General features: G+C 41.2%; 13 protein-coding genes. 12 read left to right on the top strand and 1 reads right to left on the bottom strand.

Going from position 1 to position 12,620, the window contains the following annotated elements; all coding sequences use genetic code 11:
• The first annotated feature begins 32 nt into the window (after positions 1-32).
• The 11 genes from VEHSUH06_RS08340 to VEHSUH06_RS08290 all read left to right on the top strand — a co-directional run bounded on the left by VEHSUH06_RS08340 (position 33) and on the right by VEHSUH06_RS08290 (position 11,189).
• Positions 33-650, top strand: coding sequence for a MotA/TolQ/ExbB proton channel family protein (locus VEHSUH06_RS08340; RefSeq protein ID WP_105098511.1), 618 nt, complete (start codon positions 33-35; stop codon positions 648-650).
• 2 nt (positions 651-652) lie between these two features.
• On the top strand, positions 653-1,060 hold the full coding sequence (locus VEHSUH06_RS08335; protein ID WP_039969325.1) for a biopolymer transporter ExbD: 408 nt from the start codon (positions 653-655) through the stop codon (positions 1,058-1,060).
• Between the two features lie 2 nt (positions 1,061-1,062).
• Complete coding sequence (locus tag VEHSUH06_RS08330) at positions 1,063-1,857, top strand: energy transducer TonB (protein WP_105098510.1); 795 nt, start codon at positions 1,063-1,065, stop codon at positions 1,855-1,857.
• Positions 1,858-1,902: 45 nt separating this feature from the next.
• Entirely contained in the window at positions 1,903-2,421 is a 519-nt protein-coding gene (locus tag VEHSUH06_RS08325) for a flavodoxin family protein (protein ID WP_105098509.1), read from the top strand.
• A gap of 19 nt (positions 2,422-2,440) precedes the next feature.
• Positions 2,441-4,081 carry a heme anaerobic degradation radical SAM methyltransferase ChuW/HutW gene (gene hutW, locus VEHSUH06_RS08320; RefSeq protein ID WP_105098508.1) on the top strand — a complete coding sequence of 547 codons (1,641 nt, stop codon included), beginning with the start codon at positions 2,441-2,443 and terminating at the stop codon, positions 4,079-4,081.
• Positions 4,082-4,297: 216 nt separating this feature from the next.
• The gene (locus VEHSUH06_RS08315; protein WP_105098507.1) at positions 4,298-5,314 is read left to right on the top strand and encodes a carbohydrate kinase family protein; all 1,017 of its coding nucleotides are present in this window, start codon (positions 4,298-4,300) and stop codon (positions 5,312-5,314) included.
• Between the two features lie 10 nt (positions 5,315-5,324).
• The gene (locus VEHSUH06_RS08310; RefSeq protein ID WP_105098506.1) at positions 5,325-6,686 is read left to right on the top strand and encodes a TrkH family potassium uptake protein; all 1,362 of its coding nucleotides are present in this window, start codon (positions 5,325-5,327) and stop codon (positions 6,684-6,686) included.
• Positions 6,687-6,730: 44 nt separating this feature from the next.
• Entirely contained in the window at positions 6,731-7,381 is a 651-nt protein-coding gene (locus tag VEHSUH06_RS08305) for a TrkA family potassium uptake protein (RefSeq protein ID WP_105082022.1), read from the top strand.
• A gap of 113 nt (positions 7,382-7,494) precedes the next feature.
• Positions 7,495-8,301, top strand: coding sequence for a DUF4116 domain-containing protein (locus VEHSUH06_RS08300; RefSeq protein ID WP_105098505.1), 807 nt, complete (start codon positions 7,495-7,497; stop codon positions 8,299-8,301).
• A 12-nt stretch (positions 8,302-8,313) separates the two neighbouring features.
• A complete protein-coding gene (locus VEHSUH06_RS08295; RefSeq protein ID WP_105098504.1) occupies positions 8,314-9,414 on the top strand; it encodes an AAA family ATPase in 1,101 nt (366 codons plus the stop codon).
• A 131-nt stretch (positions 9,415-9,545) separates the two neighbouring features.
• A complete protein-coding gene (locus tag VEHSUH06_RS08290; protein WP_105098531.1) occupies positions 9,546-11,189 on the top strand; it encodes a VWA-like domain-containing protein in 1,644 nt (547 codons plus the stop codon).
• A 104-nt stretch (positions 11,190-11,293) separates the two neighbouring features.
• On the opposite strand, the gene VEHSUH06_RS08285 is transcribed toward VEHSUH06_RS08290, so the two are convergent.
• Complete coding sequence (locus tag VEHSUH06_RS08285) at positions 11,294-11,971, bottom strand: metal-dependent hydrolase (protein ID WP_105098503.1); 678 nt, start codon at positions 11,969-11,971, stop codon at positions 11,294-11,296.
• 108 nt (positions 11,972-12,079) lie between these two features.
• Between VEHSUH06_RS08285 and moaC the strand changes: the two genes are divergently transcribed.
• Positions 12,080-12,592, top strand: a complete 513-nt coding sequence (moaC, locus tag VEHSUH06_RS08280) for a cyclic pyranopterin monophosphate synthase MoaC (RefSeq protein WP_105098502.1) — start codon at positions 12,080-12,082, stop codon at positions 12,590-12,592.
• Positions 12,593-12,620 lie beyond the last annotated feature (28 nt).

Below are 12,620 nucleotides of genomic sequence, written 5' to 3'. Positions count from 1 at the left end.
TCAGTCTGTAAACAGGCAGAAAGGTTACTAATATGGAAAACTTAAATTATGTCATTCACTTGTTTCATAGCGGCGGGTATGTAATGTATCCATTATTACTCTTGTCTTTCATGGTGATCGCTATCGCTGCAGAACGAGCTTTCTACTATCGCAAATATGCCGGTAAAACCTTCGTTGTTACGCATGCAGTCAATGAACTGGCAAAATTACAAAATTGGACAGAAATTGATAAAGTAATCAAAGAAAACCCATCTGTTGCGAGCCGTATTGCAGAAGCAGGCTTGAATAACGCCTCTAGCGAAGAAGCTATGAAGACAGCCTTTGCGGACCAAATGGGGGTAGATGCGGTAGGTTTCCGTAAATATATGGACTACCTCAGTGCTACCGTTACAATCTCCCCATTGTTAGGTTTGCTTGGTACTGTAACAGGTATGATTGGCTCTTTCAGTATCCTTGACTCCGGTGCGGGTGCATCCGCCATTACTGGTGGTGTCGGTGAAGCCCTCATCGCTACAGCATCTGGTTTGTGCGTAGCCATCATGGCCTTTATTGTATACACAGTATTCAGTCATCGTTTAGATTCTATTATTAACCAAATTGAAAATATGTGTGTCAGCATTGTTAGCGCTAAACGAGAAGGGTGGAAATAATTATGAATTTGCAAAGCTTTCGTATGAAAACTAAGCCGGAATTCATGATCATTCCAATGATTGATATCATCTTCTTCTTATTGGTATTCTTCATGATGAACAGCTTACAAACAGTGGCTCAAAAAGCATTATCTGTACAACTACCACAAGCTACTAGTGCATCTGCACCAGCTCAATTGCCTGTTGTGTTTACCCTTGATGCGGAAGGGCATATTACAATTGATAATAATCCAATGAGTATTGATCAAGCAGAAGCTATGATTAAACAGCGCATTCAAGAAAATCCTAACGCTAGTGTTATCTTACAAGCGGACAAACGAGCAGCTCATGGTCAAGTAGTGGCGATCATGGACATGCTAAAACAATCTGGTGTTAAACGCTTGGCGATTGCAGCTGAACAGAAAGGATAACTATGGGACTAGGCATATCATGGAAAAAAGCAGCCATTATATCCGCCGTAGTTCATCTCATTGCTCTCTTTATTGCAGTCATCTTTTTCGTAGTAGTTCCAGCCATTCAAGAAATGGAAACCTATGAAATCGACCTCACGCAAAGTGTTCTCGATGATGGCGGCAGTGGTCATGCTGGTGGTGGTGGCGGTAATAGGTCAGACCTATTCCCTAAACCACTATCGGCTGATGAAGTGGCGGCAAGAACAAAGGCTGTTGTAGCAAATGTTGATCCATCTCCAGCAACAGATATTCCTGATGCAGTAGATGTACCTCAAAAAGGCGGCGAACATAAAGGTAATACCTCTGGTGATAATTCCACAGGTGGTTCCGGCCCCGGACATGGTGGCGGCTCTGGTGGTGGTAACGGTACAGGTGTTGGCACTGGTAATGGTGATGGCCAAGGTCAGGGAAATGGCAACGGTAATGGCAATGGTAATGGTGATGGTCATGGTACAGTGAAAGCTGCCTTTGATACGGAAGGGTTCCGAGCAAGAGTACAAGCTAATGCACAAATGCCTTCCATGGCTTTAAAAAGAAAATTACAAGGCGATGTGACTGTACAAGTAACACTTGATACAAATGGTAGTCTTATTGGACAAAGTATCGTATCTTCTACAAATGAAATATTCAATGATCCCGCAATGTCTGCCGTAGTGGCCGCAACACCATATCGAAATCCAACAGGCGAAGATATCGATATCAACGTACCAGTTGAGTTTAGAGGTTATGACTCATCAGATGATGAAGAGGAATAGAAGTATCTAAGTAATACACGTATCAAAAAATTAAAGGAGATAATTATGAAATCCATTATTTTATATTCTTCCCTTACGGGAAATACAAAAAGTGTTGCAGAAGCAATGGCTTCTGTGATGCCTGAAGGTACACCATGCGTTCCTGTTAAGGAAGCGCCTGAAAATTTAGCTGATTATGACACAGTATTCGTAGGCTTCTGGGTAGATCGCGGTACAGCGAATAAAGAAGCGGCAAAATTGATCGAAACTTTAACAAATCCAAATATCGTATTCTTTGCCACACTAGGTATGTATGCAGATTCTGATCATGCTCGTGAAAGTATCGATAAAGCATCTGAATTACTACAAAATAAAGAGTCCCTTGTAGATGGCTTCGTATGCCAAGGCAAAATCGATCCTAAAGTAATCGAAATGATGTATAAAATGTTCCCACCAGGATCTGCCCACGGACAAAGCCCTGAACGGGATGCGTTACATAAAGCGGCTGAAACGCATCCAGATGAACAAGACTTTGCCAATGCAAAAGAATTCACTAAATCTGTACTTGCAAAGTTGCAAGCCTAAACTGAAAGGGGATTGGAGTATGAGTTTAGCAAGTTTCTTTGAATCCATTCCGGAGAAACAACGCAATCTACAATTAGGTTTAGAATGCGATAATCCGATGAGTGGTGCATTCCCTCATAAACGGGTTGTTCATGCAGGGCTTAATGGCATCTTAGTTTCACCAAAGGAAACACAAGCCGTTTGGGATAACTTAATGAATGGCACACCTACAAAGGGTGAAATGCAATGCGCCTATATTCACATTCCGTTTTGTAAGACAAAATGCACATATTGTGGCTTCTTCCAAAATGGTACGAGTCAAAGCGTAGAGGACCAATATATTGATGGACTCATTAGTGAATTAAAGATGGCTAGTGAACGTCCAAGATTGAAAGATGGGTTAATCCATGCCGTATTTATCGGTGGTGGTACGCCAACATCGTTGTCTCCAACGAACTCTGAAAGATTGCTTAAGGCGATCAAAGAGTATTTGCCACTGTCTAACGATTACGAGCTTACCTTAGAAGGTCGTATTCACGATTTGATTCCTGAAAATCTCGATGTGTGGATGGCAAATGGTGTTAACCGCATGTCCATCGGCGTACAATCTTTTAACACAGAAGTACGTCAAATGGTAGGCCGTTTAGATACGAAAGAAACCGTACTAGAACGTTTAGCTGCGCTAAAAGCGTATGGTCAATGTTCTGTGGTTATCGATTTAATCTACGGTTTGCCAGGCCAAACTATGGAAGTTTGGGAACAAGACTTAGCTGATTTAGTAAGTTCTGGCGTAGATGGTGCTGACCTTTATCAATTGAACGTATTTGATGGCAGTGATCTTAATAAAGACATTGCAAAAGGTAAGGTGCCAGCTGCAGCGACAACTTCTATGCAAGGGGATATGTTTGAATTCGGTCGTAAGTACCTTGATGAACGTTCCTATCGTCGATTGAGTGCGGCTCACTGGAGTGCCAATAATCGTGAACGTAGTTTATATAACATTTTAGCCAAAGCGGGCGTACCGATGTTCCCGTTTGGTAGCGGCGCCGGTGGTAATGTTGATGGGTATGGCATGATGCTTCATCGTGCATTAAAACCATACGAAGATATGGTGAACCGTGGTGAAAAACCATTCATGGCGCTGATGAAACAAAGTGAGTTACAACCTATCGTAAATCAAGTGGTAAGTCAACTTGAACAAGGCTTCTTAAATATTATGAGCTTAGAACAAATGGATCCAAGATTAGGTGAATTGAACTGGCTCTATAAATTATGGGAAGAACGCGGTCTCGTTGCGTATAATGGTTTGCTATACAAATTGACTGCCGCTGGTGAATTTTGGACTGTAAACCTTACACAAAGTACCTTGGAAGCTGTGGAGTATATCATGACTGGTAAAAACTCCTTCGCTATGGAAGCGGTGGCCGCCCAAGATACGAAAACAACGTCTAAAGATAATCCTAATCAAGAGGTACGTGGTATTGGTCAAGGTAAAGCTAATATTTCCGTACCAACAGATGAAGATTCCGAAGCACAACGCAAGGAAGCCCTTATAGCTAAGGCAAAAGCAGAAATTGCGAAAAGTGGTGCATCTGGTGAGTCAGCAGAGCGAATGGTACAGGCTATGTACAATTTGAGTGCTGATGAAATTGAATATATGATGGAACGTATGATGTCTTAACCTGTTATATTACACCTTATATCTAACAACCTTTCTCACACACAACATATACTAAATAAGACAAACTACGTGACATACAGTACACTTTGTACTACAAAGTAGCCCCAGACCATGGTCTGGGGTTTACTTTTTATAAGGTGGAAGGTATTCTGTAATAAAAGAGCTAGAGTATAATTGTTGCATGAATCGTTGTGGTTTCGTAGTTAGGAGATTAGTATGAGTATATTTCCTCAAAAATATATAGATATTGTTGGCATAGGTGCCAGTACATTAGATCGATTTATTGTCGTCGATCATTATCCTACAGGCCGTGAGGTACAACAAGTCGTATCGTCCACTACAGATGGCGGTGGGCCAGTGGCTACAGCACTAGCGGTGGCAGGAAAATATGGTGCCCGTACCGCTATGATTGATAGCATTGGTGATGACATGGTAGGTCGTCATATATTAGATGACTTTGAAAAATACAATGTTAATACAGAGGCAATTCAAGTTGAAAGCGGTGCTAACAGTGGCGTGGCAACAATCCTCGTAAAGCAGCGTACTGGTGAGCGTGCTGTATTTTTTGAACGGTCTACTGCAACTGAGCCTGAGTTTTTAGATACCCATAAGCAGCTGATAGGATCTGCCTATATTCTGCATATCAATGGTCGACATCGCCAACTCATGCGCTCTGCTATGGCCGTTGCAAAAGAGGTAGGCACTATTATTTCTTTAGATGGTGGTGCTCAGCGTTACGATGAAGACATGAAGCCTATTACAGAAGCCAGTCATATCGTTATCGTAGCTCGTGATTATGCTGAAAAATATACAGGTACAACTAATCTAGAAGATGCTTGTCGTATCATTCATGAACGAGGTGCATGTATTGCTGGAGTTACAGATGGTGCTAATGGTAGTTATTTTGTATGGCCTGATGGAACATCTTATCGATGTGAACCATTTACTCAAGCTACCGTAGTAGATACAACGGGGGCTGGGGATAGCTTCCATGGGGCTTTTTTAGCTAATTTAGTACATACAATTAATCATATGATGGGGCAAGACGCAACTTCGACGACTAAGCATGACCGTGCATCTATACATGCTGTAGAGTTGCTCAAAGCTTGTGCGCATTCCGACTTAGAGAAGGCCGCTATTTTTGCATCTGCGGTAGCTTCTTTAAATACACAAGGCATAGGCGGGCGCAGTCCACTACCAACGTTACAGTCAGTGCAGGAACTAATAGGATAGGACTACAGTTATGTGGCAAAATACTTCAAAAAATCAAGTTCAGCAATATATGCAACAAAATCCTTATCGCCTATTAGCCCTTAGCTTTTTAGCTGCCATGACTATAGGGACGATATTACTCATGTTGCCCATATCACATGCTCAAGGTCATAGTACAACTCTTGTAGATGCAGCTTTCACCGCAGTATCTTGTGTTTCTGTAACAGGTTTGGCAACCGTAGATACCTATCATCATTGGTCCTTGTTTGGCAAAATCGTCATGGTAATCCTTATCCAATTAGGTGGTTTAGGGATTGTTTCTTTTACCACTATTATTGCTCTAGTATTAGGGCGTCGGGTAGGTCTGAAAAATCGTGTGCTTTTGTCAGAGGATGTAGGGCAAGATGGTATGAAAGGGCTTCTACACATTACGAAGAAGCTAACCATTTATACATTTTGTGTCGAAATTATTGGTGGTATTATCTATACTATTCAGCTATATCCCTATATTGGTAATGCTGCTTTATATACGGGGATTATGCAATCTATTTCCAGCTTTTGTAATGCAGGATTTATATTCTTTGATAATGATCTACCTTATGCTATGGTGGGCGATGTATTATTTAATATGAATACAATGGCCCTTATTGTAATAGGTGGTTTTGGTTATCTCTCAACTTTTGATATTTGGTCGCATCGCAAGCTACGACGATTTGTAGATTTAAAACTACATACAAAAATAATGTTAGTTGGCACAACGGTGCTCATCCTTTTAGGGACTATTATTTTCTTGGGGGTTGAGTGGGCGAATCCCAAAACGTTTGGCCCTTTACCTATATGGAACAAGGTCATGGCATCTCTGTTTCAATCGATTACACCTCGTACAGCGGGTATTGCAACAGTAGATTATAATGATTTACATCCAATTACCCTGTTTATTACCATCATTTTTATGTTTATTGGGGCAGGTCCTAACTCCACAGGGGGCGGTGTTAAGATTAGTACCATTGCCGTCGCTTTTCTAGCATCGCGTACATTATTTAATAACCGTCCTGATACAGAGGTTTTTGAACGTCGTATTTCGTTGGTTACTGTACTTAAGGCAAATGGGATAATCTTTTTATCTATCCTCCTTGTTTTACTTGCTACTTGCTATTTGGCTTGGGATGAACCGTATAACTTTATTCGATTACTTTTTGAGGTAACCTCAGCCTTTGGGACCGTAGGCCTTACAACGGGTATTACACCTGATTTATCTGAAAGTAGTAAATGGGTGTTGATGCTTGTCATGTTTACGGGGCGTGTAGGGGTTATGACTGTAATTGGCACCTGGGCTTTAAGAACGGCACCGACTAAGCCAATCGGATATGCAGAGGAAAATGTACTGTTATAAAAGTTAATTAAAATTAATCGAGACTAATGTAAAAGAGGTAAGAAATGAAACATAAAACAATTGCTGTTATAGGGCTTGGTCGATTTGGTAGTACCATTGCTAAGATGTTAGCCTCTATGAATCATGAAGTGTTAGGTGTAGATATTGACTCTGAAGTTGTCCAAAAAATATCTCCCTTTATTACTCATGCTATAGTAGCGGATACTACTGATGAAGAGGCAATTAAGGCGTTAGCTTTGAGTCAATTTGATTTGGTTATTGTGGCTATAGGTGGAAATCTTCAAGCTAATTTAATGACAGCAATGCTTCTTAAAGAATTAGATGCACCTAAAATTGTGGCCAAGGCTGAAAATAATATACAAGGCAAAATGCTTCATAAAATAGGTGTAGATCAAGTGATTTACCCTGAATATGATATGGCATTACGCCTCGTACAGTTTTTAACTAGAGACCATGTGATGGATTATTTACAACTATCTAAAAACATCAGTCTTATAGAAATAAAAATGCCTTCATTCTTGGTGGGATCTTGTTTAAAGGATTCAAATTTGCGTGAAAAATATAATCTTAATGCAGTAGGTATAAGACGCGGTGAGGATTTAGAAGTTCCACCAAACCCAAGTACTATTCTCGGTGAAGATGATAAATTATTAGTCATTGGGAATAATTCTGATTTAGATGCATTAACGATGTAGTGAGTATACGAAAGTAATATAACTATATCGAAAAATTGTGATATAATTAGAGTAGAATTCAGTATAGGTCATACGTATTCGTATGACCTTTTTACATAGAAAAGAAGGTTATTATGACAGAGGAACAATATATAACAGCGCTGACCAATAACCCACATGGGATTCGGAATATTCCAAATCCAACGGAAGCGATGCAGCTTACCTGTGTAGCTCAAAACGGTATGTTGCTTCAATATATCAAAGAGCCTACTCAAAAGGTTATTGAAACGGCGCTTTCACAAGCACCACGAGCAATACAGTTCGTAGAAAACCCTACAGAAGAATTGTTAAGTGCCTTAGTTGAAAAGGATTGGGCTATTTTAGAATATATAGACAATCCGTCTGACTCGCTAATTCGAAGTGCATTAGCACAATCTGGTTGGGCTATTCGCTATATAACAAATCCGTCAGAAGAGTTGCAATTAGAAGCGGTAAAGGCAAATTACGATGCACTACAATATATTAAAGAACCTAGCGAAGTAGTCCAATTACAAGCTGTACAGGAAAATTATTTAGCCTTGCGCTATATTAATGAGCCAAGCGTCGCTGTGCTAGAAGCGGCCGTGAAACAAGATCCTCAGGCGATGCGTCAAATTACAAATCTTTCAAAGGAATTAGCGTTACACCTATTTAAAGTGAGTGCACCTATCTTAGGCTACATCCCTAATACATTAGGTGTTACGGTAGATGAAATTAAGGCTATCATCGTAGAGGCTGTTTCTAGTGATAACATGGATGCGGACTATGTTTGTGAATTAATTAACAATAAAGCTATTGGTGGACGCCAATCTAAATGGCCTATCGATCTATTGTCACTCATTGATGCATACGGCACTAGAGCAGTAAAGAAAATTGCAGTAGGCGAATATTTGAAGTATTAGAACGGAGATACAATGAACTTTATAGATACAATGGCGAGCGTTGAATTAGTGCTTGCCGCAAATCAAGTACCATTGCTCGTCGGTGAAACGGGCATCGGTAAAACATCTCTCGCAGCGCGCGTAGCAGATGTACATGATTGGGAACTCGTTACTATCGATGGCAACCTTTTAAAAGAAGGTGAAATCGGCGGTTTGCCAACGGTGGAAACGGTGACGCACACAGATGGTTATGGCCATACTCGTGAAGTGAAAACTACGGTATACGCAGTACATCATACGTTAGAACATGTGGCACAAGCCGTAGATAAAGGCCGCCAAGTATTGCTATTTATCGACGAAATTAACCGTGCAGAACATGCGGTACAACAAGAGTTGATGAATCTTATCTTGAACCGTGAAATCAATGGTTTCTCCTTGAGTGATCAAGTGCGTATCATCGCCGCTATGAACCCTGAGGATTCCTTTGATTACCAAACGATTGATATGGATCCAGCCCAACAAAACCGTTTTGTATGGCTCTATATGAATGCGGATTACATGCAATGGATCGATTGGGCTATCGGCGCAGGCATAGAAGAAAAGGTTATCGAATTCATTTCTTCTTATCCTGAATATTTAAATCAACGCCACGAAGACGATATTGATGCTACACCTCGTTCCTTCGAACGCGTGTCTGGCCTATATACAATTTATAAAAACCAAGAGGGTTCAGCTTATAGTCGTGACGTATTTATGAATGTTATCCGCGGTAACGTCGGTAAACTCATTGCGGAGGCTTTCGTAAGCTTTATCGAGTCCGATCAAGAACCGCTCATTACCTTTGATGATGTATTAGGGGCAGTTCAAAAACCAGGTGCTATTATGTCTATGGCTGAACAGGTTAAAGGTGAAAGCCCAACTCGTCTATATGTAGCGGCTAAAAATATGTTGCATCGTTTAAATCGCAATAGTAATGCAGAGGAAATTCATCACTTTGTGGAATTCTTAACACTATACCCAGGAGATTTGCGTGTAGCAGTTATGAAAGATTTACGCAACACTTATGAGCGCGTATACGCCTATGCCATTGAAGATGACTTGTTCGTCGATACCTTCTTTGAAGCACAAAAATAGTTCTGTCTTATAGTTAGCTAAATGAAGGTGTCTATATGGATAAAAGAATTTAGTGAATGGTTGGGTATACGATAACCAATATATAAAACATGATATACATAACTGATGTTTAACGAAAAGGAGGTGGAATGATGCAACGAAATTTAGATAAGGACGATATTCGCGATGCGTCTGACTTACTGACGCATATTGATGGTTGGGAAAAGACTGGTTCTTATGATGCGGATGCCATTGAGGCTCTCGATCGTTGGCATGCGAAACGAGAGCGGATTCATCGCGAAGCAGAGGCTTTATATACGCAAATATACGCAACGTATGAGGCCTATGTAGATAGCTATGAAGAGCAACACCATAGTGTGGCACCTGAACGTATAGCAGCGGACTTGATGAATCATAATATGTCTGACAGTCATATTGGCACTATTGGTCGCGCTCTTGAAGATATGGAAGTAGAAGGCACAAATCTTGCCGTTATGCAGCAAGCCGTTATGACACCTGCCTTTGAGCAACGATTATGGAATATTTTGCATGATGTAAATAGCTTACTCCTTGAAGAGGATCAATTCTTTGGTTATTTCTATTTACAAATGGCTCATCGCATTCGCTTTGACATGACCAGTGCTTTTGGCATTAACCTAAAACAAGGTGGCTATGTACTCTATGTAAATCCGTTTATCTTATTGCGCCAACCGCCGGATGTGATGAAGGATGGCATTAAGCGCGAAATTCTTCATATCATTTCGGCTCACTTGATGCGGGTGAAAGCATTGAGCCAAGGCTTTCACAAAACAGCCGTTCACATGGCTATGGATATGGTGGTAAACGATTATCTTGAACATGTGGACCGTGATGCGGTAACGGTCGCTAATGTGAATGAGCGCTTTGGTTTATTGTTAAAACGGTTCCGTACCATTGAGTACTATGCGAAGGCTATCGACAAGGTCATGAAAGAGAAGCCAGATCTCTTTGTGCCTATCGACAATACAGAAACAGCAGTAGCTATGGAGTTTGATCCTCAAACAAGTCATGATATTTGGGATGAATCTGATTCTATTGACACCGATACGATGGACCAAATTACGGAGCGTTATATTAACGAAGCCTCCAAAGGCGATATGGAAGGCTATGTGAAAAGTCTCATCGATACGTTCCAAAAGACGCGTCGAGCCTTGCCTTGGTATTTTTACCTTAAAAAATTGATGGGGAAGGTAGCCAGCGGTTACAAAAAAACGACGATGCGTCGCAATCGTCGTCAGCCAGAGCGCCTTGAATTATCTGGCACTTTGCGCCAACATAAGGCGAATGTGTGGGTAGCTCTCGATATGAGTGGCAGTATTACCGATGTTGAGTTTACCAATGCATTAGAGGAAGTACTGCAAATTGTGCATGCCTATAATCACCGCATTACCGTAGTGGAATGCGATAACGAGGTGCGCCGTACCTATACGATGGAATCGGTGAAGGACGTTAAGCCGCGCCTCGATGTGCGTGGTGCCACAGCCTTTGCACCTGTGTTCTCTTTAGCTAATCAAAATCGTGTTGATTTACTAGTTTACTTTACGGATGGCAAAGGAGAGGAGCGCCTCCGAGAAGCTCCAAAAGGCTATAAAGTACTTTGGGTGCTGACAGGTGAGAACCCTCAATTATCTTTGCACAATCCATATGGTTTAGTTCGTGAGCTAGGCTATGTAGGTGTAGATGAAACTCAAGATATTGATGAATTTGTGCGCATGGCTAATCGTGGTGGCTTCTCCATGGCAAATCAAGAGTTCTAGGCCAATAGGAAATCACTTTATTTCATTAGGTTTTGTTTAGAACCTAACAATAAAAAATGACGCAATTCCAATGGATTGCGTCATTTCTATGTCATGTTTTGGGATTAGCTATTAAGCTCGATAGAGGAACCTGGTTCGATAATGAGGGCTGTTTGATTGTATTTGCCTTCAACTAAGCTTGTGAATACACCCGGTTCACGGTCGATAACAGGCCATGTTTTGTAGTGAATTGGAATGGAAATACGGGCTTTTACATAAGAAGCGGCAAGAGCTGCATCTTCAACGCCCATGGTGAAGTTATCACCGATAGGAAGCAATGCGTAGTCGATATCGCCAAAGCGATTCAATAATTTCATGTCGCTAAAGAGTGCTGTATCGCCAGCGAAGTAAAGAATGTCGCCGTAGAAGTCTACGATGCAACCTGCTGCATGACCGCCTGGGATACCAGCACCGTGGAAGGCAGGAACCATGCGAACAGAACCAAATTCGAAGTCGAATTTGCCGCCTAAATGCATAGCATGAGCACGGCAACCAGCAGCGGCTGCTTTACCTGCTACCTCTGCAGTAGAGATAACGAGGGCATCATTTTCTTTAGCGATAAAATCTGTATCGCCGTAATGGTCATCATGACCATGGCTAACAAAGATGTATTGGCATTTAATATCTTCTTTTTTAGCGATGTCCCATGTGTTGCCCGTTAAGAATGGGTCGAAAATCATGGATACATCACCGCGAGTGAGCATAAAGCAAGCGTGGCCGAAATAAGTTAGTTTTGTTTTCATAGGAACACTTCCTTCCTTATACATACAATTGTTAATTCTATTGTATAATATAACTAATGAAAATAAAACTATGGATGATAATTTATGCATAATTAGTAAGGATATAGTATGGATTTAACACATTTTGATCAAGATGGTAATGCCTGGATGGTAGATGTGTCCGATAAGGATATTACATCTCGCACAGCTGTGGCTGAAGGGTTTATTGCCATCAACGATGCTATTTATGAGCGTATCGCAGCGGGCACTATGAAAAAGGGCGATGTCCTTAGTGTAGCGCAACTAGCTGCTATTATGGGGGCTAAACAAACGAGTAATCTCATTCCCCTATGCCATCCGTTGGCATTGACTAAGGTTGAGGTTCACTGCACCTTAGTAGATGGTGAAAGCCCGGCTTGTACCGATGAAAATCATAACAAGGCCGTTAAGGTGAGTGCCATCGTTAAAACAACTGGTAAAACAGGCGTTGAAATGGAGGCCCTTACAGCTGTTCAAGTGGGCTTACTCACCGTATACGATATGTGTAAGGCCATCGATAAAGGGATGATTATGGGCCCTACATACCTCGTAGAAAAAGAAGGCGGTAAAAGTGGACATTTTGTGCGTTCCTTTGTAGAATAATATAGATATAAAGAATAGGGGAACGATA

This window comes from Veillonella sp. S13053-19, assembly GCF_002959835.1.
Lineage (GTDB): Bacteria > Bacillota > Negativicutes > Veillonellales > Veillonellaceae > Veillonella > Veillonella rogosae.
The sequence above is the reverse complement of the archived record's forward strand: the minus strand, read 5'-3'. Positions and strand labels throughout refer to the sequence as shown.